This window comes from Microbulbifer maximicatervae (SeqCode), from assembly GCF_052467225.1.
Genome location: NZ_CP174303.1, coordinates 267225 through 290491 on the forward strand (window position 1 = coordinate 267225; position 23267 = coordinate 290491).

The 23267-nt window shown below is 50.2% G+C and carries 16 protein-coding genes; 3 read left to right on the forward strand and 13 right to left on the reverse strand.

Going from position 1 to position 23267, the window contains the following annotated elements; genetic code table 11:
* Positions 1-8: 8 nt before the first annotated feature.
* From tssM to ACJJIZ_RS01130, 7 genes are all read right to left on the reverse strand, one after another.
* Positions 9-3551: a type VI secretion system membrane subunit TssM gene (tssM, locus tag ACJJIZ_RS01100; protein ID WP_444914958.1), complete on the reverse strand. Its 3543-nt coding sequence runs from the start codon at positions 3549-3551 to the stop codon at positions 9-11.
* A gap of 57 nt (positions 3552-3608) precedes the next feature.
* Positions 3609-4472 (reverse strand): type IVB secretion system protein IcmH/DotU, encoded by an 864-nt coding sequence (gene icmH, locus ACJJIZ_RS01105; RefSeq protein ID WP_413664109.1) that lies wholly within the window; start codon positions 4470-4472, stop codon positions 3609-3611.
* A gap of 1 nt (position 4473) precedes the next feature.
* Positions 4474-5811, reverse strand: a complete 1338-nt coding sequence (tssK, locus tag ACJJIZ_RS01110; protein ID WP_444906611.1) for a type VI secretion system baseplate subunit TssK — start codon at positions 5809-5811, stop codon at positions 4474-4476.
* Between the two features lie 72 nt (positions 5812-5883).
* Entirely contained in the window at positions 5884-6543 is a 660-nt protein-coding gene (gene tssJ, locus ACJJIZ_RS01115) for a type VI secretion system lipoprotein TssJ (RefSeq protein ID WP_413664107.1), read from the reverse strand.
* Entirely contained in the window at positions 6521-8362 is a 1842-nt protein-coding gene (gene tagH / locus ACJJIZ_RS01120; RefSeq protein ID WP_444914959.1) for a type VI secretion system-associated FHA domain protein TagH, read from the reverse strand. Before tagH ends, tssJ begins: the two co-directional genes overlap by 23 nt.
* Before the next feature lie 86 nt (positions 8363-8448).
* Entirely contained in the window at positions 8449-9945 is a 1497-nt protein-coding gene (locus ACJJIZ_RS01125; protein ID WP_444914960.1) for a type VI secretion system contractile sheath domain-containing protein, read from the reverse strand.
* An 80-nt stretch (positions 9946-10025) separates the two neighbouring features.
* Positions 10026-10745 carry a transposase gene (locus ACJJIZ_RS01130; protein WP_413664104.1) on the reverse strand — a complete coding sequence of 240 codons (720 nt, stop codon included), beginning with the start codon at positions 10743-10745 and terminating at the stop codon, positions 10026-10028.
* A gap of 190 nt (positions 10746-10935) precedes the next feature.
* Between ACJJIZ_RS01130 and ACJJIZ_RS01135 the strand changes: the two genes are divergently transcribed.
* From ACJJIZ_RS01135 to ACJJIZ_RS01145, 3 genes are all read left to right on the forward strand, one after another.
* Positions 10936-11799, forward strand: a complete 864-nt coding sequence (locus ACJJIZ_RS01135; RefSeq protein WP_413664103.1) for a Stp1/IreP family PP2C-type Ser/Thr phosphatase — start codon at positions 10936-10938, stop codon at positions 11797-11799.
* 23 nt (positions 11800-11822) lie between these two features.
* Positions 11823-14906 carry a DUF6531 domain-containing protein gene (locus ACJJIZ_RS01140; protein ID WP_444914961.1) on the forward strand — a complete coding sequence of 1028 codons (3084 nt, stop codon included), beginning with the start codon at positions 11823-11825 and terminating at the stop codon, positions 14904-14906.
* Between the two features lie 93 nt (positions 14907-14999).
* A complete protein-coding gene (locus ACJJIZ_RS01145; protein WP_444916174.1) occupies positions 15000-16022 on the forward strand; it encodes a succinylglutamate desuccinylase/aspartoacylase family protein in 1023 nt (340 codons plus the stop codon).
* 7 nt (positions 16023-16029) lie between these two features.
* On the opposite strand, the gene ACJJIZ_RS01150 is transcribed toward ACJJIZ_RS01145, so the two are convergent.
* The 6 genes from ACJJIZ_RS01150 to hflK all read right to left on the reverse strand — a co-directional run bounded on the left by ACJJIZ_RS01150 (position 16030) and on the right by hflK (position 23089).
* Entirely contained in the window at positions 16030-17250 is a 1221-nt protein-coding gene (locus tag ACJJIZ_RS01150) for a lytic murein transglycosylase (RefSeq protein WP_444914962.1), read from the reverse strand.
* Positions 17251-17427: 177 nt separating this feature from the next.
* A complete protein-coding gene (gene trhA, locus ACJJIZ_RS01155) occupies positions 17428-18081 on the reverse strand; it encodes a PAQR family membrane homeostasis protein TrhA (RefSeq protein WP_282930278.1) in 654 nt (217 codons plus the stop codon).
* Between the two features lie 141 nt (positions 18082-18222).
* Positions 18223-19545 carry an adenylosuccinate synthase gene (locus tag ACJJIZ_RS01160; RefSeq protein ID WP_282930279.1) on the reverse strand — a complete coding sequence of 441 codons (1323 nt, stop codon included), beginning with the start codon at positions 19543-19545 and terminating at the stop codon, positions 18223-18225.
* A gap of 112 nt (positions 19546-19657) precedes the next feature.
* Positions 19658-20851: an ATP phosphoribosyltransferase regulatory subunit gene (locus tag ACJJIZ_RS01165; protein WP_413664099.1), complete on the reverse strand. Its 1194-nt coding sequence runs from the start codon at positions 20849-20851 to the stop codon at positions 19658-19660.
* A gap of 199 nt (positions 20852-21050) precedes the next feature.
* Positions 21051-21923 (reverse strand): protease modulator HflC, encoded by an 873-nt coding sequence (hflC, locus tag ACJJIZ_RS01170; protein WP_413664098.1) that lies wholly within the window; start codon positions 21921-21923, stop codon positions 21051-21053.
* Positions 21924-21934: 11 nt separating this feature from the next.
* Positions 21935-23089 (reverse strand): FtsH protease activity modulator HflK, encoded by a 1155-nt coding sequence (hflK, locus tag ACJJIZ_RS01175; RefSeq protein ID WP_282930282.1) that lies wholly within the window; start codon positions 23087-23089, stop codon positions 21935-21937.
* Between the last annotated feature and the right edge of the window lie 178 nt (positions 23090-23267).

Sequence of the window (23267 nt, forward strand, 5' to 3'; positions counted from 1 at the left end):
TACTCCGTCTACAGGGTCTCAGGGCATCGATATCCGCGCAGTAAACTGCGGTCGAACGGATTGTTTACATTAGATGCAATCAATTTAAATTGAGCCTTTCGCCCTTCCTCAGAGAAAGTAACAAAGTGTTCTGCGTTACTTCGCCCGGCTTCCAAATCTGAGCTCGCTAACAGCCTGTACCATGCCCAGTCCCCTTCAAAATGCTTGCGATGAACAGTCTCATTCAGATCTTCAAAGATAATGCGGACGCGATTACTTTCACCACCACGCCAAGTCAGCTTTTTAGTGGTTTTAGGGCCATGGGAGTAAGGAACTCGTTGCTCTCCAAGTTCAAGTTCAAACAAACGAACACTGGAATCCAGTTTCGTGGGCTCAATACGGAAAGAGTAAGAAGCTCCTTCGCCGGCACTGAAGAAAGTTTTTCGAATACGTTCAGCTCGACGCAACTGGGAAAGGGCTTCCCTTGAAAGGCTAATACCCTGCCCTTCAACGTATTTGATTTTCCAGTTTCTGGTATGCACAAATGGCTTCAGATACTGATTGACAAATTTCTCCTCAATACCACCTGGCTTGAAGTACTGGTTAAACTCCATCACCGGCACTTCCTGGTCACGGTCGCTACGCAGTGGGTACCGGTTTGCCAGGCTATTGCTATAGCTTTGATACACCTCTTCACGCCAGACACGGTTGATATGCGCCTTAGTCTTGGCCATTACCAGCCCCCAAGCGCTATCAGCAATATCTGTCAGCCACTGGTCAAAAGGTGCTGGCGCATTGGCAGCCTTAACCCTTAACTGTTTAATCGCATCGCTACCGCCGGCAAAACGCGCTTTGGCACGTCCAAAGGCCGCTTGATTCGAATCGGGAGCGCTGTCGATCTCAGTGAGGTATTCCTGAATTTTATTAATAGTATCCAGGTATTCTTGGATACGCGCTGGCCGCCCCTTCTCACTCTGAGTGATTCGCTGGACCTCCTCAAACCTAACATCAACAATGTTTGGCTTGTAATGATCCTGCAAGGCACTGGTTGCACTACCCAGTGCGGCTTGTCCCAACTTTCGAGTAGTACTGGATACAGGTAGCGGTACCCCAGAAGCATCGACTGGAACCTCAGGTCGAAGGGTCAGACGAGTGTTATCTGAAGTGATCTCGGTAATCGCAAGCAGGGGTGAGTAAATAGGATCAGACAACTTTGACAACACATCCAAAGCCTGTGAAGTGCTACCAAACCTCTGTATTTTGAACCCGCCAAGGAAGCCCTGCCAACGCTGTAAGTACTCCCCAAGATAGATTCGTTTTACTTCCTCACCAAGCTTTTCACGGTCGGCTTCGGTAAAGTCCTCACCGCTCAGATCTCCTCCATAAATCCAGCGCTCTTCAGCCATATTTGTCATCAGCTGAGAGTCCGCTCCAAAGTCCAGTTCTTTATAACCCGCCTTTGTATAGAGGAAGGGAATCGTGAAGTTTGGATTATTGGCTCCCATGCCAAAAATTTGCTGAGTGTCTCCACCAATTTCTTGATAGAGATCTACAGGGGTCAATCCGAAGTCACTATTTTGTAGTTGAGCAAATAACCGCTGAGGCACAGGGATACGACGCAGTTGTTGTCGCGCGCGAGCTACCACCCTCTCATTCTCTTCAATTGAATTGGGTAGAGGCTGAATAAATAGTTGATCCAGGTGGTAGCGCAGTTCTTCCTGCCTCCCAGCTTCACCGGGTAGCTGACGCTCCCAGCGAGCAGTGTAGTAAGCCTCTATGGTTTTCAAATCCATTTTATCTGGATTAAAAAACATCAAATAGGTTTTGAGAGTACTTACCAAAGCGGGATCATTACTTCCGAGACGACTTAAGTCACTCTCTATATCACGAAGTAAAGCGGGAAGATAAATAGTTTCTAATTTATGGCGATAGAGATCATTTGCCGCGGTATCAATTCTGGTGTCATAAAGTCCCAAATTGCCAATCCACGGATGTTCCTCACGATCGTAGACCGCACTAGCCCGCTTCAAAGGCTCTAACAAATTTAAGGCACTGATGGGCGTAATATTTTTGCCTTTCAGCTCACTCTCTGCACCTTGGTACGCGCTGAGATTATCGCTAACCTCTCCCATGGATAATTTATTCTGTGCGAGACTGCCACTCCATAAGAAAATAGCTCCGACAAAGCCTCCCGCCAAAGTAGCAAAAACTCCCCGGCGTAACCAAAGGTTAGCTGACTCAATCCGGCGATTAACGCCCACTAATTCAGCCTCGGGGAAAACGACATCCTTCAATAGTCGATGCAAGAAAAAGCTCTTACCAACACCCTGGAATTTTGGCCCGACGCTACGCTCTAGTCCAAAATCAGCAGTTACGGAGGACATCATACGGTCAACAGGACTGCCCTCCTGAGTGCCACTAGTAAAGTAGACCCCTCTGACCATAGGGACGGTTTCGTAACGATTTGGACCGAAAGTCTGCTTTACAAAATCTGTCAAAATATCTGTAAGGCTTTCCATTCGGGCAGGAAAACCTTGCAACAACGCCCGCTTCTCTACATTCCTCTCCTGATGAACACGCCACAATACGCGTTGGTTCAAACGCTCTATCAGCTGCTCAAATTCTGCTTTGAAATTATCGAGGGGGGCCCCTACAGTGGCGTTAGCTTCACGGGGAAAACTCATTCCCCAAACTTGCTCACGCTCAGCTTGAGAGAGGTTGTCGAAAAACTCTGTAAACCCTGCAACTAAGTCACATTTTGTGAAAGTGAGATAAATCGGGAAGCGAATACCCAACTCTTGTTGCAGTTCATTTACACGCTGGCGGATAATTTTTGCCTGGTGTTGGCGCTGCTCTTCAGTTTGCACCATTAAATCTTGCAAGCTAATTGCAACCAGAGCACCATTGATCGGGCGGCGGCGGCGGTATCTTTTCAATAAGCTCAGAAAAGCTTTCCAAGCGCTATTATCGTAAACCCGGTGACTGTCCTGAGTCGTATAACGCCCTGCGGTATCAATTAAAACTGCATCATTGGTAAACCACCAATCACAGTTACGGGTGCCCCCTACCCCACCCAGGGCTTCCTTCCCATGACTCTGCGCCAGAGGAAATTCCAACCCGGAGTTCACCAGGGCTGTTGTTTTACCACAACCGGGAGGCCCAATAATGATGTACCAGGGAAGCTGATAAAGGGAAACTTGTCCCTTGTCAGATTTAAACCGAGCACTACGTAATACACCCATCGCTTCACGGAAGCGACCAGAAAGAGCATTCAACTCTTCCAGCGAGCGTTCTTCGTCTGGATCTGTAGAATCGGCTTCTTGTGATTCCTCAATGCCTTTTATTAAAGCCTGGTTTTGGCGTCTCTCTACCAACCATTGGCTGATATTCCACACAAGCCAAATAGCAAAAATAAAAACAATAATAGTTAGTCGGACAGAGTGAGAAAGCGTGGCATTATCACTACCAAACTTAATGTAATCAGCCACAAACCAAATGAGGAGGGAAAGAGCTGAGAGCCCTATGAGCCCCAACACCCACTTATTGGTAAAAAAGTTACGCAAGCGTTTCATGAATTGCTCCGTCTTCCAGGGTATCGACCATACCCAGGATCAATATCAGCCCGAGTGTTACCCTTCTCCTTGCGGAGACTCATCATCACTTTTGGACAAATCTAAAATCTGGTCTGCGACCGGTGTCGTCGTTTCATAGAGCCACCAGCGATAACCACTATAAGTTGCAAGTAGCAATCCCAGGACAACACTCATAATCACCCAGAGGGGTATATAGTGAATCAGCCGGGATTTTCGCTCTACGCATCCTTGCCAACGCGGCGAAAGATCTCGGTCCATTGGCTGCTTATGCTGTTCAATTGTTCTGTAGAGCTCATCACGAATCTGTTCTATTTGTTCGTGTCCACGCTGTACGAGCCGATATTTACCCTGAAAGCCCAAGCTCAAACACAGATAAAAAAGCTCAAGGAGTTCCAAATGACTTGCGGGAGTTTCCAGCATGCGCTGCAAAATGACAAAACACTTCTCCCCTCCAAAAGTCTCTTTGTGAAATAGGCTAAGTAGAGAGTGCTGGCTCCAACCGCTAGCTGTACCCCAAGGCGTGGTCAAAACAACCTCGTCCACGACAGTACATAGCAAGTAACGGGCTGTTAGCACTGATTCAGGTGTTAAAGCCAGCTGCTTTGCCTCACGCTCGAAGCTTTGGATTTCCGTAGTAAGTCGCTTGTGCAGATCTGGTACGTTGGCGTGGTTCATCGTTGTGCGCAATTTGATAATTACGCCTAACAATTTTGAAGCCGCAGACACCAATGGATTAAGACTGTTGCGGACCTGAGCCTCGACCGGGGCATCTTGGCTGGCAAAGAATTGTGGCTGAGCCTGAGCTGCTGCCGGTGCCGCTGCGGCTCCGGGTGTCGGTATCAAAACCGTTCTATCCCCAGCATTAGGGGCCCGTGGAGGAGTAAAGCTGTCATTACTCATATTAATTATTCCTTATGGCCCAGAGTTCCATAGTTAATCCAGGGAACTCTGCGCCCAGATGCACTGCAAAACCACCCGAGCGAGTCATGGCCTGCCATAACTCTCCACTGCGCTCCACCTCAAAGTAAGTGAACCCTGCGTGATAGGGAATTTGTCGAGGAGCCACGGGAAGAGGGCGCAGAGTCAAGCCGGGTAACTGCGCTGAGATAAGTTCTCTAATCGCCTCGACAGGGGCAACTTTTGCCTGCGTGGGGAAGCGGCTGCGCAATAGATCGCCAGGCATATCCGCTTTTGCGGCCATAATAAAACTGGCTGATTTTAATAATGAAGGATCAGTAACCGGCGCAACATATATCCCAAATTTGCGCTGCACCAATTCCATAGCAATTGCAGTTTGCTCCAGTACTGTGGAGAGCGACTGCCTAAGTGCTGAAAACAGCCCGGCAAAGCTTACTTGCAGATCTTCATGTGCATACACTGGAATTTCTGGAGGGCGCTTAGACGGAGCAGTAAACGTCGAAAGTTCGCCTGCCAACTGCAATAATTCAAGAAATAAGTTGTGCGGATGTAATCGGGGCTGAGCCGTTATCTGCTTTAATAAGGGTTCAAAGCGGTTAATAACCTGCAGCAACAAATAATCAGCAATTTCTGCAGATCCGCTTCTTCCACTGTCGCTCAAACGATGACCCAGAGCCGAGCCTCGATGGTCGAGCAATCCTTTTACTTCTTCAATATATGCATTGATAACCGCAGAAGTCTCCGCATTTAACAGCGGTGGGATATAGTCAGAATCAAGCTCTACCGGCTTTTCTGGTTGGCGCTCTTTAATTCGGGCAACCCCAACCGCAGCATAGCCACTCAGATCATCACTACCTAATTTGAGACAAGCTCTTAACTTTCCGACTTGGATACGCGCGGACTCACCAGAAGACGCCGCACTATTACGGGCATCAAAGTTCGAAGCCTGATAACGTGCCTGCGGGAAGTCCTCTTGATCTCGAATCGACTCCTGACTACCTGGGCGCTTCATCGGCACACATAAGTAGACTATTTCATCACGAGTATTAACCGGAACATCCAGAACATCCGGCAAATGCTCATTTTCAGGGGCAAGTATCGGGGTACCATCGGGAAAAACAGCTTTCACTCTCGATAGAGAAATTTTTCCCATCGATAATGGCTCACTATCGATCGCCAGCTCTACAATCCCCCAGGTATAAGGCCCGAGCGGAGCTGTGCGCGCTTCGACAAGCTGTTCGAGATAGCGATCCTGCTGTTGAAAATGCTGAGGGCGTAAAAACATGCCCTCGCTCCAGATCACTTTATTGTTTGCCGACATAAATGTTCCTTAAAAAGCTCTCGTAATATTTCCAGGGCAGCAATTTTTATTGCCCGGGCAATAATTTCTGCCCTATTGAGACCGCTGCATATCAGGGAGCGTTTTTTTCATTCTTTCATAATCTTCTTTGGAGATTGTTACTGTTTCCCCACTATCATCTTCACTGCCACGAGTAGTCAATTTTGCTCGACGACGCTTGGCAATATCATCTGGCGAACCAATTCGTACATCAGCCAGCGATACTTCATATTCATTTTTTTTGTGGTCTGTAATTGGCAGCACCATTAGTGCCTCTGCATCCTGATACTGTACAAACTCAGCTAGAAGCCCGATATATTTTACGTCCGGCGTTAAAGCCAGCTCTTCTATACGCTGTTCCCCTGGAGCAAACTCTTTAAGGATTACAGTATCAATCAAATCCTTGCCGAGGCGGGATTGAGCATTCTCGTAAAGGTTAAGAAAATCTTCACGGGCAAACTGGCGCTCGTCCGCGAGCATAAACACTCGTATAACAACGGGAGAAGCTCGGCCATCATCATCTGGGTTCACGTCATTCTGTGTCTCTACTACCAACTCGAGACTAGTATCCAGATTTAGAGTCCGCCTCGTTGTTTGGCAACCAACAACTGCAACTGCCAAAACAGCGATTAAACTGACCTGAAATAATTTTTTTATCGACACAAGCAATTCCCTCTTTTCCGTCAACTTATTAATTTTTAATGCTTCGCGCATTTTTTAACTCTGATAATTGATTTTCATAAGTAACTGCAAATTCATCACCAAACAACTTGCGATAGCAATTATCCGGATCACCAACTAGCTCCCTGTAAATTGCAGTAAATCCTTCCCACTTTTTTGCATTTTTGTTTCCAAAAACGCCGGAAGTATTCCCCAGTCTGCGCTCAATATTTTCCGGGCTAAAGAATTTGAGCATGGCGTTGTAACCTGCTCTCATTCCAGCCAAAACCGCAACTTGATGATCCGACAAATCATCAAAACTATCCTTCACTGCCTCAGCGGGGTTCATAAAAGCACCGGTACCCGCAAACATGGCTTCCAATGCATCCCGTTCCGTAGCACTAAATTTCAGCGGATTATTAGCTTCCGTTTGAATCATGGTTCGCTGCACACGCAGCTCATTCTTAATGCTGTTTCTTGCGCGCAAAAGGTCAATAAGACGAGCTACTGTTTCCCGGACAATTTCAGCTGCTTGCTGGTCCGCCTGTTGCAACTGGACCGGGTTCATATTCAGGCCGAGAGTAGATGCAAAAACGCTCCCCCCTGAAGAACCTGTGGGCTGAGTTACTGGGGATTGCTGTAAATGCGAAAACTGCTGAGCTTGGGCAGCCAAATCCGGCTGTGGATTTGGTTTTGGCTGTAGTTGCGGTTGCGGTTGCGGTTGCGGTTGCGAGGACGATTGCCCGGAACCAAACCCTGGAGCGCCATCAACTTGTTGCCCCTGCATAGCAGCGAAAGAGTCTGCAAAGGGGTTATCTTGAGCAGGCGGAGAAATTGGCTGCTGATTAAACCCTTGGGGCTGCCCTAAGGGCTGAGATTGCATTGCCTGTGGCTGTGGCTGTGGCTGTGGCTGTGGCTGTGGCTGTGGCTGTGGCTGTGGCTGTGGCTGCATAGCCTGAGGTTGTGGTATCGGAGTTGCGACAGGTTGCTGTGAAATCCCCTGGAAACCACCCATAGGAACTTGCGGCTGCGGAGATACCACTTGAGATTCAGGCACCGCAACCGTCTCAACGACGGGTTCCGGTACCGGCTGGGGATTTATTTGCATTGAGTGCTGGTCAGCTGGCACATGATCATCGTCACTACCATCTTTCCACCACTCATCATCAGACCATTGATTACTGGATTGCTGCTGACCCGTAGACCCCACTAAGCCACCGACGGGTGACATCTCAGGAACACCACCAACAAGACCAGACGGGTCAGATTGGCCAAAGGCAGCAAGTGGGTCCAGAGGGCCCGATTCCGAGGTGAGAAGACTATCGCTAGTTGGGGTATTAGCCTGATTAGCCAGCCCAATCGAGCCCCACTCCCCAGTTTGAGCCACATCTGACTGCGGGCTGGAACCCGGCTCAAGCCAACTATCCAATTCTTTCGCTTCTGCCTGGCTTTGCATTTTTGCCATGGCATCCGCGCTGAATGTTGTTCGATCCGAGGTATCGAGAAAATCTGCACTTCCCAGACCTTTGGGAAGATCTCCCTCTTCCTTAGGCTGTCGCAGTGAAACTTTCAATTTATATTCCCCGAGAACGATCATATCGCCCTCTTTTAATGGGACTTGATTTCCCTTTCCTAACGGATTTTCTGAATCATTGTAATAGGTTCCATTAGTACTAGTATCTATCAGAAAAAACTGATTATCGGTAAAGGAAATCTGTGCGTGTTTTGAGGAAACCACTCGATCTGGATCGGGTAAAACCCAATAATTATCGGCAGAGCGACCCAAACTGCCACCAGCTTTCGTGAACAGTTTTGTATGTTTAAGCATATTGGCGCCAGAAGGGTCGGCCAATACTGATAGAATTAGATCCATTTATTCCTGACTCACAATAGTGGTTTATTCATAGTCTTCAGGTAGATTTTTGCCTGCGTATACCTGTAAAGATCCAATCCCTACACTTACACCCAAGGGCCTTTGAGGGTACCGCCACCCAGAGAGCTAAAGCTCGGAAGAATGACTTGATCCCGCCCTTGCACCGAACGCATAGTACTAATACCAGCCTGCATAAATTTTGCAGCTGCCCTATCTGTCAGGAGCGCTTCTGCACAAGGCGTCAATAATTCGCCATTAGGTAACTTGCGTAAATGAAGGGGTAAGTCTTCATAGCTTGCAGACGAAGGGGGCTGTAATTTGCCAGTTTGAGAAAAGCCTTGGCAAACCGCTAACCCCAATAAATAAACACTATTCCCCCAAAGATAATATTCATGACCCTGCTCTGGGGTTAATTCTTCAAAATTAAAATACTCTGTTGTAGAAGTATTTTTCCCAAAGGGGAGTCTCAGCATAAATCTGGGAGCTGCCAACGCAACATGCTCACTAGCAGAGTATTCACGGACCGCCTGCCAACTTTCCGCAAACTGATCGCTCAACGGATAGTACCAATCATCAGGATCTACTGAACCTGACAAGTTTGGACAGCCTGCTAATTTTGGATCCCCACCCAATAAAAGTGCACTTCCCGCAGCCTCTGCAATCGTGGATAAATCTATCAGCAGGTGAAGATCTCGCTCCTCATCAGTAACAAAGTAATCCCCTATGACCAGGTTATAGGGCATATTCCCAGAAGCTGTTTCACGCTCAACCAGTAACTTAAATGTCTGCGACTTTTCCAAGTCGCTTTCGGCTTCAGCAAAATCAGCTAGAAGCTCTTCCTTACTAACGTCTATTAAGTAAAAATCCAGGTTCCCGTGCTCTTCGACACGTCTCAGCAAAAGTTGCAGACTCAGCCAACTAGCCTCTAACTGACGAAAATCACTGTGATGCATCAGTTTACGCATCGCATCAGACGTAGCTTCAGCCAGGGCATTTAGATATTCACCCTGGCGAGGGTCCTCACTTTTCTGCACGTAAGGAGCGACAATATCTTTGATTAGCTGGTCAACCTGGAAAGTATTTTGACCTTCCTTTGCATTACGCTCTCGGCCTGCAGCCAGGATTTCATCCAATATCGACTGCTCGCTATCGCGCTGACCCAAGCCCTGCTGAGTGGCTAACTCTGGTTTCCACTGTTGAATTTCCTCAGCAGCCTGCTGGAACTGACGTGGATCGAGCAGCCTGCGCTCCAGCTCAATAAACTTCTTAAACAGTGGCAAACGGCTATAAAGGTAATCTGGGTGTAAATCATCAAAGCATGGTAATCCCAGAGGGCGATCCAGTACGGGCAACTGCAAACTCACACCTAGATCAGCAAAAACGCCCTCAAAGGTATCGCGGTTCAACAGGTATACCCTTCGACTGGAAATCGTTTCGGGTTCACACTGGCGGCGACTCGCTCTCCCGCTGAAATCACCCAGGATCGCAACTTTCAATCTATCAGTGCCAAAATCCATAACTGGTTTTTCCTTATTGTTATCGCCAAGGATCTGAAATCCCGTTGAAATGCTGGGCCTACTCACAATTTGTCACCTGCTGACAGGGCTTAATTACCCTACTTCTTATGGCCTTTTAATGCCCTCAACCCGACATTAGGTTTTAGCTAGGCAGTTTCTTTTGGTTCTTTTTCGACTTTATTTGCTTTTTTAGGACGACCACGCTTAAGCGGTCGTACTCTTTGGTTAACAATCTGCTCAATTTTCTCTTTAAACGCATCCCCGCCGAGCACATGACCTAACTTAATCGTTTCAGCGATATAGTCGAGCAACTTTCGATCAAAGCTATACTGAAATAACTTCCTGTAAGATTGCGCTCTCTCCACCACTGTATCCCCAAGAGATAGATACAAGCGGTGATCCTTGATCAAATTATCTTTCTTAATGTTTGCGTGATGGTTAAAACTTGACCACTCATAATCCTCAAGGGAGTCTGACAATCCCAAATACAGTGGGCGCAACTCTACGTATCTGTAACAGGTCAACAAATACGCATCAGAATCAATCAAGCTGGACTTATAGCGTCCTCGCCATAGTGTTCCGGAGCGCTTGTAACGGTGATTGACAAACTGCACATAGCGACGCCCAAGGGATTGCATCATAGATGATATCCCATCCGGTATCGTGGGCGTAGCTATGATCTGGATCATATTGGGCAATAAAACATATGCGTGAACATCAACGCCATATTGGTCTGACGCGTTACGCAAACTAATCAAATAATATTGATAATCTTCCTCGTCAAAGAAGCAGGGCAGATTGTTGTGGCCTACCTGCACAATATGCTGGGGAACATTTATCAAATTGAGCCTGGGCAAACGGGGCATTTTGCCTATGGGTCCTTTTTTAGCTGGCTTAAAGCCTTTTCTGTAGAGAGGTAAGGCTCTTATTATCGCAAATCAGTGAAAAGTATTTCAAACTTGGTATGCGAGCAAGTTAACATTAGCCTCGGTGATCGGTTGTAATAATATTACGCCGCATTGTATTGCTTTTTATTAAAGGGGAGTTGCACCAGACATGGATCAAATTAGTCTGGCGGTCAACGGGCGCACTGACATTGGTCAGGTTCGTGAGGAAAACGAAGATAGCATTCGCTGGTACGCGTCGGCGGAGCAGCCTTTTGCCTATATTGTGGTAGCCGACGGGATGGGCGGTTACACCGGTGGCGCCACCGCCAGTAAAATTGCAGCTGAGACGGTTCAAGCCCATCTCGATGACCTGCTGAAACACACTTTTTTCTCCTGCACGTCTGAACAGCAACAGCTTATATTGCGCGCCACCCTTATCGACGCAGTCAACAGCGCAAATACAGCTCTAATCAATACCAAAAACCTGAACCCCCAGTTTTCCAATATGGGAACAACTTTGGTTGCCGCGGTCATGTGGCGCGACTTTTTAATCGTTGCACATATTGGCGATTCTCGCGCATACCTGTGGAACAATTATGGATTGCAGCGCCTTACACGAGATCACAGCGTTGTACAGGAGATGATTGATTCAGGTCAATTAACCCCCGAGCAAGCCAAAGAGTCCAATGTCCGCAACCATATTACCCGTGCCTTGGGGGTTTCCAGCAGTGTAGAGGCGGATATAAATAGCTGGAAACTCACGCAAAACGCACTCCTTTTGTTATGTAGCGACGGGCTCACTGAATATCTTGATGATCATGCGATAGAGCGCGTACTGGCCACTCATCGTCCGGCATTAGAGTGTGTATATCGTTTTATTGACGATGCTAATCGCCTAGGTGGGCGCGACAATATTACTGCAGGAATATTGGAATATTCTTCACAATCATTGCGTCAAATACTCCCCCACGAACAAAGTGTTACCGAACGTCCCAGTTCTTCTGACGTAACAATTAGAAAGTTACACCGCTAATTTGATTTACCGGATACTGTAATATGACACCGGAACGTCTAACCCAGCTAATACCTAACTTACTCAATACGCTTACCCCTCCGACAATTACTCTTTCTCATGAGAGCCCTGCATCGGCTGTGCGCTGGCTCTCTCAGGTCGAACATACTTTAAAAAACATCTCATCCACTCCAGTGAGTGAGGGCTTTTGGCCAAAGCTGCCAAGTATCACGTCTAATCGCTTTAGTATCGATTCAGCACCAATATTACCCCTCCTGTATGAAGCTGAAGACAACCCCACGCAATTCACCAATACCCCTGGTATTAACCCCAAGAACGAGGTGGTACCAGCTTTAGATCGTTGCCATCGAATTAACGGGCACGTCGTTACCGCAACAGGGGAAGTCGCTTTCGAGCGAACAGACGTACTTATTCCTGGACCGCTGCCGTTTGAATGGAAACGATATTTTCGCTCCTCTCTCAATGAGGATACTGGCATTGGTGTGGGCTGGCGGCACTCTCTCAGTGAAAAGCTTGTTGTACACGATAACGTTGTAAAGCTGGTTACTGCCGAAGGGAGGTCTGTAAAATTCAAATTACCCGCCATTGGTCACGGGTGCTACAACCGCTTTGAGCGGTTGATGTTATTCAGGCAAAGCCTGCACAGTTATCGATTGACGACATTCAATCAGCATCACAAAATATTTCGCGCTGATGGTGTAAATAGCGCTCTACCACTTGTAGAAATCAGGGATCAATTTGGTAACGCCATAACAATCGACTATCAGGAGGGCCTGCCTAAGAAAATGGTCAGCTCCTGGGGTCGTGTTGTTGAATTTAACTGCCAGAACGGTCATATCCATAATTTAATAAATAGCCACGCTGCCGAAGGTCAAAGCGACCTCTGCAACTACAATTATCAAGATGGTCAACTACTCGAAAGTTGTAGCGGCCTTAAAAGAGAAAGATACCAATATAACAATACACAGTTGGTACAGTTAAATAATAGCCAGTCTGGAATTCATCAATTTACCTACGATACACACGACCGGTGCCAGCTAATACAGTCCAATGAATTAATCACCAGTCTAAACTGGCACGCAAGTCATAATACCTGCACGATCGAGTCAGAGCTGTCCGGTCCCATTTATATACGCTTTAACAAGTTCGGCCAGAGAATTTCTGAACAGCAGCAATCTCGTAGCCTTAGCTGGCTTTTTGATTCCTACGGCAATCTCAGTGAAGAAATTCAGGCCAACGGCCATAGGCTTTTCTTCCGTCACGATGAATTCGGCCGGCTTGTCCGATCCACCTCTCACAATATTAGTAATCGATATCTCTATGACGATCGCGGCTATTTACAAGCGGCAGTTATCAATGGAGAGACCCTATGGCAATACAAGTTTAACGAGAAGGGACGCCCAGAACGTATTGTCGACCCGGCAAAACATGTTTGGCTGTTTCTCTATACAGATAGGGGGCAGATCACACAGATTCAGGACCCAGAGGGAGGCAAAGTGGACTTCAGCTGGGATGGGCAAGGCCAGCTGCAGTCCGTTCGTAGAGACGATAAAGTCCTGAGCTTTGAGTACGACCACTGGCAACGAATCACTTCGCTTAAGATGAATGGCGAAGTATGGCGTGAGTGGAGTTATGGCAATGCGGGTGAATTGCGTGAAGCCCACCTGGGTATTCACCAGTACGGTCTGGACTACTCTGAACGCGGCCTGCCCAATGCCATCCACGGAGACAGTGGACAGAGTATTCTTTGTGATTATGACAACGCGGGCCGCCCGTGCCATATCAATTTCGCTGATGGTAACAACTGGGAATTAATCTACAGCCCAAGGGATGAACTCACCTGCCTGGAGAGCCCCGTAGGGAATTACTACTGGGAATATGATCACTACGGGCAATTAGTCAGCCACAAGGCACCACAGGATCGAACTTGGCGTTGGCATTACAATATAGACGGCAGCCTGCATGAATATTGTGATAATGACTCTCGCTGGTACTTCAATTATAACAACAGCGGTGTATTAACCGGTATTCGCAATAACAGTGGCCAAAATAGTGAGTTCCACTACGACCAACACAACAGGCTGGTACAGGCAGATAATGCCCTTTCCTCAGTGCGCTTTAAATACGACAGCCGCGGTCGGGTAACCGCAGAGCATCACGACAGCGCCGATATCCGGGATTTCAGCCTTCAGTATCAATATGACAAACGCGGCTGGTTAAAGAGTGCCAGCTCCGACAATCTCGACTTGTCTTATACATTCGCCCCTTGTGGAGCCCTGTATGGTATCGATGCCAATGGTGAAGCCATTGTTCGCACCGAATCCAAAGGCCAAGATATCCTTCAGGTTCAAGGGGAGGTTCGCAGTAATCACAAATATTTATTTGGGCGCCTGGTAGGTATGGAGTCAGGTCAAGCACTTTCCTGGCACTTCGATAAATCCCCTCCCCTGCAAATGACCAACCCGCTGCGGGCACAGCAAAGTCCGACTCAACCTCAAACAGAAAGTGACAAGCGCGGCAATATTATTAGTGAAAGCAATATACCAGGCCGCAAGGATTATCAATACCAGTACGACGGCTGGGGCCTGATGAGCCACGCGGAGTGCGGGGAATTTAAAACCTATTTCCGCTACGACCCCTTCGGTCGGCGGTTAAGCAAGACATGTACCCACCGAAAATCAACCCGCCAGCGCCGCGTTGTCACTATTTGGAGCAGCCTGGGTATCTGGGGGGAAATTCACAATATTGACGGCAAGTCCCGAGGTTTAAGCCATTGGATTCACCAACCTCAAACCAATGCCATTCTCTGCCAATGGACTGCCGACAATATCGAGCATTACCTTTCCAACCCCGACGGCAAGCCACTCGCGATTTTTGATACCCAAGGTGCCGCTCAGTGGTCACAAGGTGGGGAGGCTGGAGAGAAAGGAAAAGACCCCCACAATCAAGGGCCGAGTGCCTGGCGGGGAACTAACTTGCTCGCGGATGTAGAGACTGGGCTGTGGTACCACCCCTCAGGCTACTGGAGCCCTGCCCTCGGTATCTGGCTAAATGGGGACCGCTCTCATAACCTGGCGACTTCTGCCCAATCAATCGGGCAGCTGTAGCGAAGTACTCGGGCAGCTGCATCAACATTTGCTGCCCGGGTCAACTCTTATCTGCCTATACACTATGGGTATATCTATTTGCCTATGAGTGTTATGGAAGAGCGCTCGGATTTTGAGATCGGCGGGGTCCATGTTGCCAGGGGCGAGTCCTGCCATATTGATCTGCCCGTTGTGCGGCTTTACACAAGCACAGAAATGGCAATCCCAGTTTATGTGCAGCGCGGTAAAAAAGATGGTCCCAAGATGTTCGTTTGTGCCGCCATACACGGTGACGAACTCAACGGTATTGAAATAATAAGCCGGCTTATCCAAAGCGGCCGCCTGAAGTCATTGCGCGGGACCCTGGTTGCAGTTCCAATGGTTAATGTTTACGGGGTACTGCAGCGCACCCGCTATCTACCTGACAGGCGCGACCTAAACCGCTCATTCCCAGGTTCGGCAAAGGGGTCTCTCGCCGCACGTATGGCTCACGTCTTCCTCAAGGAAATAGTCACCAAATGCGACTATGGCATCGACTTACACACAGGAGCCGTACATCGCAGTAACCTCCCCCAAATTCGCGCTAACTTGGACGATGAGCAAACCCGAAAACTCGCCAAGGCCTTTGGTGTTCCCGTGCTACTCAACGCTTCTATTCGCGACGGGTCCCTGCGCCAAGCAGCCGCAGATCTCGGGGTGAGAGTATTACTGTATGAAGCTGGTGAAGCCCTGCGCTTTGATGAACTCAGTATCCGCGCCGGTGTTAAAGGTGTGATCAACGTGATGAAGCACTTGGAGATGTTGCCGCAAACCCGAAAGACAAATGTGATAGAGCCATTTGTTGCTCGCCGCAGTGGTTGGCTTCGCGCGGGGGATAGCGGTATCGCCAATCACCTTAAGGCACTCGGGGATCAGGTCTTCCAGGGCGACCTGCTGGCGACAATTGCAGACCCATACGGCCAGGAACTGGACCAGCTGATCTGCAATGACGATGGAATCATTATTGGGCGACAGAATATCCCCCTGGTCCAGGAAGGCGAGGCGATGTACCACATCGCCTACTTCCGTGAACCCGAGGGTGTTGTCGAGAACCTGGAGCTACTCCAGGATACGCTCCTACCGGATGAGAACTTTTAGGGACTCCCTATTGTTTCTTCAACATCTCCAGGACTTCCTTGCTCGGGTAGCCCTGAACTTCAACGCCAGCACTCTTTTCAAATTCACTCACCGCTTTGCGGGTACCCGGACCTGCCTTGCCATCAATTTCTCCGGTGTAAAACCCTTTCTGTTTGAGCAACTTCTGCAACTCTTCCACTTGAACACTATCCAGTGGAGTAAAAGGGCGCTTCCAATCATTTACCAAGGGCGCACCGCCGCCAATCCGGTCTGCCAACAGGCCTATAGCTATCGCATAGCGATCTGAATTGTTGTAACGCTTGAGGACAAAGAAGTTCTTGAACACTAAAAACGCCGGGCCATTGCGGCCGTCTGGTAACTTTAATTCGGCAATGGCTTTCTTGCTGGGAAAGGGCTCGCCATTGGCTCGTGTGACACCGAGCTTCTCCCATTCGGCTACCGACATCTTCCCTGCAGGCATTTTACGAGCGGGAATATTGACCTCATAGCCCCAGGGTTTTCCTCGCTGCCAACCGTTACTGGATAGCAGGTTGGCGGCAGTCGCGAGCGCATCCGGAATGGAGTTCCAGATATCCCGTTTACCATCACCATCGATATCCACCGCATAGGCTTGATAACTGGTGGGAATAAATTGGGTATGCCCCATAGCTCCGGCCCATGAGCCCAACAAGTGCTCACCCTCGACATCACCGGCCTGCAAGATTTTTAGCGCGGCCAGCAGTTGCTGACGGCCAAACTTTTTACGCTGGGGATCCGCATAGGCGAGTGTTGCCAGTGAGCGAATGACACTGCGCATTACCTTGTCGTTGCCGAGGATGCCGCCAAAACTGGATTCCACAGACCAGATCGCCAGCAGGATATTGGGGTCCACCCCGAAGCGCTTCTGGATCTTGTCCAACCAGGGCTTCATTTTTTCTTTTTCCCGCTTGCCTCGTTCAATCGCTCTCTTTTGCACCCGATTATCAAAGTACTGCCACACCGGTGCTTTGAATTCAGGCTGATAGGCTGCACGATCCAGAACCCATTGGTCTGGAGAAGTGATTCCTTCAAAGGCTTGGTCGTAAACCTCCGCAGAGATTCCACTCTTAATCGCGGTTTTACGGAACTCCTTTACCCACTGTTCGAAGGCCGGATCGGCTTTCTCTTGTGCATGGGTATTGGAAACCAGGAGAACCGCGCTTATCGCGAGGATGGCAGACAGATATTGAAACCATTGCAATTTGGGCATGGAGTTACCTTCGACACAACTTTTGCTCGCTCAAGGGTAGAACGAGCCACTCTTATCCGAAAGGTGGATTGGCTGGTAACCGTTGAACTTCCCACCCACTATTAAACTGGACAGTCACATGAGAGGGAAGTTCGTGCTGCTCACCTTAAGGGTGAGCTCTGCCGCAAAACGGGAAGATTAGGGAATGACGTAAAACAGCACCGCAAAGAAGTGCAAAATACCGCCCGCCAGCACAAAGAGATGCCAAATCGCATGGTGGAAGCGCAGGCTGCGCCAGAGGTAAAAAGCGATTCCGCCGGTGTAGCAGAGACCACCGAGAACTAACAGCCACAAACCGCCAGTTTCCAGGCTGTCCGACAGCGGCTTGATAGCAGCCACCACGACCCATCCCATCAAGGCACTGAGAGTGATAGACAGAGCTCGAATCTTCTTCAGCGGGGTGAACTGAATAATCAATCCGATCAGCGCGAGCCCCCAAATAATACCGAACAGCCACCAACCCCAAGGGCCCCTCAGGGTAACCAGAGTGAAGGGAGTATAGGTTCCAGCAATCAATAGAAAGATTGACGAGTGGTCCAGGGTCCGCAGTATCGCTTTGGCGCCGATATGGCTGACTGCGTGGTACAGCGTGGAGGCTAGGAAACAGAGTATCAGGGTGGAGGCATAGACGCTGGAGCTGACAATATGCCAAGCGTCCCCGCGCAGGGCAGCAAATCCGGTCAATACACCCAGACCAGCAATCGCCAGAAGAGCTCCAACACCATGTGTCACACTGTTGGCGATCTCTTCAGCAAAACTGTAACGACTGGCAACGGAAACGGAAGATGACATAAATTAGCCCGGTTAAATTCAGGTCATAAGCCTGCGTGTAGTGCACGACCAATAACTTGGAACAGGTCTAATGATCAGAGGCCTCACTTAAAATAGCAAGGCCATCACCAGACTGCACATTCACAACCGGGCGATCAGGGCTTAAACGCTAGCGTTGTGAATACCCATTTCGCACAAAGCGGAAGATTCGCGAACAATAGTTTCGTTGCGATCTGGGCCTGTAGAAACAATGTCTACCGGAGCGCCCACCAGCTCTTCGATTCGAGCGATATAGGCGCGTGCATTGGCCGGCAAATCCGCTTCACGACGCACACCGACAGTGTTCTCTGTCCAACCGGGCATAGACTCATAAACCGGCTCGACACCTTCCCAACCTGCAGCATCAAATGGTACTGGGACTTCTTCACCAGCGCTGTTGCGGTAGCCCACACAAACCTTTACCTCCTCGAGGCCATCGAGAACATCCAGTTTGGTCAGGCACAGGCCAGAAATACTGTTGATTCGGATCGCGTGGCGCACAGCAACAGCGTCAAACCAACCGGTGCGGCGCTGGCGCCCAGTGGTAGCGCCAAACTCGTGACCTTTTTCACCCAGGTGACGACCAACTTCGCAGTCCAGCTCAGTTGGGAAAGGACCACCGCCAACGCGGGTGGTGTAGGCCTTGGTAATGCCCAATACATAATCCAGGTACAGAGGACCAAAACCAGAACCAGTCGCAGTACCGCCAGCAGTGGTATTAGAGGAAGTTACGAACGGGTAGGTACCGTGGTCAATATCCAGCAGGGAACCCTGGGCGCCTTCGAACAGGATATGCTCTCCGTTCTCGCGCGCTTTGTGCAGGTGATCGGCAACGTCGGTGATCATCGGCACCAGTTGCTCGCGCCAGATCTTGGCCTGCTCAACGGTGTCCTCATAACTGACCGGGTCAACTTTGTAGTATTCGGTCAGAGCGAAGTTGTGGTAATCAATCAGCTCTTTCAGCTGGTGGCAGAAGTTATCCCAGTTGCACAGATCACCCAGGCGAAGACCGCGACGAGCAACTTTATCTTCGTAAGCAGGACCAATACCGCGACCTGTAGTACCGATCGCTTTGGCGCCGCGTGCTTTTTCACGGGCCTGGTCGAGGGCAACATGCACAGGCAAGATCAGCGGACACGCCGGGGAAAGACGCAGGCGCTCGCGCACAGGAACTTCGCGCTCTTCCAGCTCAGCCATCTCTTTCAGCAGCGCCTCCGGGGAGAGCACCACACCATTGCCGATCAAGCAGGTTACGCTGGGGCGCAGGATACCGGAGGGAATCAGGTGCAGTACGGTTTTTTCGCCATCGATAACCAGGGTGTGGCCCGCATTGTGACCACCCTGGAAACGCACTACCAGCGAGACCTTCTCGGTTAGCAAATCGACAATCTTGCCCTTGCCCTCATCGCCCCACTGGGTACCCAGTACTACTACGTTCTTGCCCATCTGTATAAATCTCTAAACTCAGGTTTTTCTCTGCGGGAGCCGGGGCCCCACATAAATGGATGTCTGCGGGTAGGCCCGCGCGATAATAGGCACATCCACTGCGCCCGAAAAATCAGTCTCGTGGTTTTACTACCCACGAATCACCCTCAGCAACCAACTCGCGGTCACAGCGGGAATCCAGTTCACTATCGGCACCACCAGCGAGGGCTGTGATGACCACTTCGCCTTGAGCCCGCAGCTCGTGAATCGCCTTCCACAGTTCAGCGCCCTGGGAGCCTCTGACATCTGGTGCCAATATCGCAGCACCCTCTTCAACGGCGGCGCTGCCCAGATTACTCAATGCCACCAGGTCACTACTAAAGCCTGTTGCTGGGCGATCGCGCCCAAACACGGCCCCGATACCGTTGTAGCGTCCACCGTTGGCCAATGCCTGGCCGTGGCCCGGTGTGTAGGCGGCGAATACCAGACCTGTTTCATAGTCGTAGCCGCGTACTTCACTCAAATCAAAGAACAGTGTCACCTCTGGATAGCGCTCATTCAGAGCCTCAGCTACCTGCCTCAAATCGGAAACTGCCGCCAGCAAATTTTGCGGGGCTCCAGAAAAGAGTTCGCGGGCCTTATCCAGGCATTCCCGTCCCCCAACCAGCCCCGGGAGCGCCTTCAGCCACTCGGCAGCCTTCTGGTCGCCAACATTCTCCTCAACCCACTCGCACAGATCAGCAGTCGCCTTGCTCTGTAACATTGCCAACAGGGCGCTGCGCTGCTCGTCATTGAGGCCCGCCGCTTCAACCAGACTCTGGTAAATCGCGACGTGGCCCAGGTCCAGGTGCACTTGGCTGACCCCCGCTACCTGAAGGCTTTGCAGCATCAGCGAGATCACCTCGAGGTCTGCACCGAGGTTGTCCACTCCAAACAGCTCCGCACCAACCTGTATCGGCGCTCGCGAGCCCATCGGGGTTCGCGGCTTGGTGTACACCACCTGACCGGCGTAGCAGAGGCGGTTGGCGCCTCTGCGGGGAAAACTGTGGGCATCAATCCGGGCAGTCTGCGGAGTCATATCCGCGCGTATACCTAAAGTGCGTCCAGATATCTGGTCGGTGACCTTAAAGGTGCTCAGATCTACATCATGGCCCATCCCGATCAGGAGGGACTCGGTGAATTCCAACATCGGCGGTATCACCAACTCGTACCCCCAGCAGTGGTAGAGGTCCAGTAGTTGGCGGCGCAGAGTCTCCAATTGCACGGCATCCGCAGGCAGAATTTCTGCAATGCCATCCGGTAACATCCAGCGATCGGCTTGAGTCATGATGAAATGAATTCGTCAGCGAAGAAATTGCGGTGCCACAGCGCTTGCCACAAACGAGCCGCAGCACTTCCCACAAAAAAACCGGGCTGGGCCCGGTTTGCGTGATTTTAGCATCAAGTGCTAACAGGAAGGTAGGGTTATCGAATCTAACCCGGCGCCTGTAGCACCAATTGCCCAGTGCTACATAGCATTTTCAGCCCTACTCTCCTTTCGGGTCTTTCAGGTAGCGGAAGAATTCGCTATCTGGATCGACCAGCATCATATCTGACTTGCTCCGGAAGGACTCCTTGTAAGCCTGCAGACTGCGGGTAAAGCGGTAAAACTCCGGATTCTTGCTGTAGGCCGCAGCGTAAATAGCTGCCGCCTCTGCATCACCCGCACCGCGTAACTCTTCCGCCTGGCGGTAGGCCTCAGACTCAATCACCACTCTTTGGCGATTGGCATTAGCCTTGATACGCTCACTGGCCTCCTGACCCTTGGCGCGATGATCCCGCGCCTCCAGCTCACGACCAGCGCGCATACGCTGGAACACAGACTCGGAGACTTCCGGTGGCAGGTCAATCCGCTTGACGCGCACATCAATCACATGCACTCCCAGGTCATCCTGAGCCACCTTATTCAGGTTTTTAGTGATCTCCGCCATCAACTCATCGCGCTCGCCACTGACTACCTCATGCAGATCACGCACACCAAACTCGTTCCGGAGCTGATCATTGATCCGCTCCGACAGCAGGCGCACCGCATTGCGATCGTCACCACGAGTGGCGATATAAAACTTATCCACATCAGAGATTCGGTATTTGGCATACGAATCAACCATCATGAATTTGTTTTCACTGTTGAGCATACGAACGGGGCTGGAATCCACCGTCTGAATACGCGCATCAAACTTGCGCAACCTTTCCGCAAAAGGGATTTTGAAGTAGAGACCCGGCTCGGTGTAGGTGCGCACCAGCTCACCAAAGCGCAGTAACACGGCTTTTTCAGTCTCTTTCACTACAAAGGCGCTGGAAGAAAGTACCAATACTCCAACCAGGATGACAACAATGATACCCAGTGTTTTGTTATTCATATCATCCCCTCCTAGCGAATAGTCTGACTGCGACGGGTGCTGGCGTCATCCCGACGAAGGCGCTCAATAACACGCTGATAGACTTCCTCAATCATTACAGGCGAGGTGTCCTGGCTTTGGGCTGCTCGCGCTGCTCCAGCGCCGCCTTGCGCCAATTTATCTAGCGGCAGGTACATCATGTTATTGCCACCCTCTACATCCACCATCACTTTGGAGGTGTTGGCCATCACATCCTGTACCGCATCCAGGTAGAGACGCTCGCGGGTAACTTCCGGGGCACGCTCATATTCAGCCAGCAGTTTCTCAAAGCGTACAGCTTCACCTCGGGCACTCTCGATGACGCGGGCTTTGTATGCCTCGGCCTCTTCGATAATGCGCTGAGCCTGACCACGGGCAACCGGGATTATCTGGTTAGCATCAGCCTGAGCTTCATTTTGCAGACGCACCTCGTCCTCACGGGCTTTGGTCACATCGTCAAACGCATCCTGCACTTCGCGCGGCGCCTTAGCATCAGTGAGGTTAACCACATCAATGCGTATACCGGTCTGGTACAGGTCCAGGTATTCTTGTAATCGTTCCTGCGTATCGGCAGATACTTGGGTCCGGTTCTGGGAAATCACACCGTTTAAAGTGAGAGAGCCCACCACGTGACGAAGGGCGCTGTCGGTGGCTTCCTGCAAGCTCTTCACCGGATCGCGAACACGCAGCACAAAAGACTCAGCATCCCCAACCTGCCACTGCACAGTGAGTACCACTTCTACGATATTGGCGTCCTCAGTCAGCATCTGACCGGTAGTGCGCTCGGTACGCACCTCAGTCATATTGACCTTGGTGACGTTATCGATAAGCGGCGGATTCCAGTGCAGGCCGGCAGATTCCGTGGAGTGGTATTTGCCCAGGCGCAAAACAACCGCCTGTTCGTTGGCGTTGACCTGGTAAATCCCCAGGCCGCCATAAATCAATACGGCGAGACCAATAACCAGTACCCAGGGAAATTTGACAGAGTCGCCACTTGGGCTGCCGCTGCCACCACCACCAAACAGGCCACCTAGTTTCTGCTGAATTTTTCGCAGTAGTTCATCGAGATCGGGCGGGCCTCCGTTATTGCGGTTACCGCCACCACCCCAGGGGTCTTTATTGTTACCACCCGGCTCATTCCAGGCCATTTAACTTACTCCAACTATGATCACTTAATCTTTTACTTCGGCGGATTCTAGCATCCATTGCCGACAAAATATTGCCGACAGGCCCTAGCCTGAGGCAAGTGGGCAGTCTGCGGAGACCAACCTCAAACAAATTCGACTAAAGGTCGCAATATGACCTGAATTTTAAAATCAATGTTTA

Bases quoted from the DNA above. Each gene is read 5' to 3' on its own strand.
- hflC (WP_413664098.1), bottom strand. From the start codon at position 21,923: ATGAATAACAAAACACTGGGTATCATTGTTGTCATCCTGGTTGGAGTA.
- tssM (WP_444914958.1), bottom strand. From the start codon at position 3,551: ATGAAACGCTTGCGTAACTTTTTTACCAATAAGTGGGTGTTGGGGCTC.
- ACJJIZ_RS01140 (WP_444914961.1), top strand. From the start codon at position 11,823: ATGACACCGGAACGTCTAACCCAGCTAATACCTAACTTACTCAATACG.
- tssJ (WP_413664107.1), bottom strand. From the start codon at position 6,543: ATGCGCGAAGCATTAAAAATTAATAAGTTGACGGAAAAGAGGGAATTG.
- ACJJIZ_RS01160 (WP_282930279.1), bottom strand. From the start codon at position 19,545: ATGGGCAAGAACGTAGTAGTACTGGGTACCCAGTGGGGCGATGAGGGC.
- ACJJIZ_RS01165 (WP_413664099.1), bottom strand. From the start codon at position 20,851: ATGACTCAAGCCGATCGCTGGATGTTACCGGATGGCATTGCAGAAATT.
- tssK (WP_444906611.1), bottom strand. From the start codon at position 5,811: ATGTCGGCAAACAATAAAGTGATCTGGAGCGAGGGCATGTTTTTACGC.
- ACJJIZ_RS01150 (WP_444914962.1), bottom strand. From the start codon at position 17,250: ATGCCCAAATTGCAATGGTTTCAATATCTGTCTGCCATCCTCGCGATA.
- tagH (WP_444914959.1), bottom strand. From the start codon at position 8,362: ATGGATCTAATTCTATCAGTATTGGCCGACCCTTCTGGCGCCAATATG.
- ACJJIZ_RS01130 (WP_413664104.1), bottom strand. From the start codon at position 10,745: ATGCCCCGTTTGCCCAGGCTCAATTTGATAAATGTTCCCCAGCATATT.
- ACJJIZ_RS01145 (WP_444916174.1), top strand. From the start codon at position 15,000: ATGGAAGAGCGCTCGGATTTTGAGATCGGCGGGGTCCATGTTGCCAGG.
- hflK (WP_282930282.1), bottom strand. From the start codon at position 23,089: ATGGCCTGGAATGAGCCGGGTGGTAACAATAAAGACCCCTGGGGTGGT.
- icmH (WP_413664109.1), bottom strand. From the start codon at position 4,472: ATGAGTAATGACAGCTTTACTCCTCCACGGGCCCCTAATGCTGGGGAT.
- trhA (WP_282930278.1), bottom strand. From the start codon at position 18,081: ATGTCATCTTCCGTTTCCGTTGCCAGTCGTTACAGTTTTGCTGAAGAG.
- ACJJIZ_RS01135 (WP_413664103.1), top strand. From the start codon at position 10,936: ATGGATCAAATTAGTCTGGCGGTCAACGGGCGCACTGACATTGGTCAG.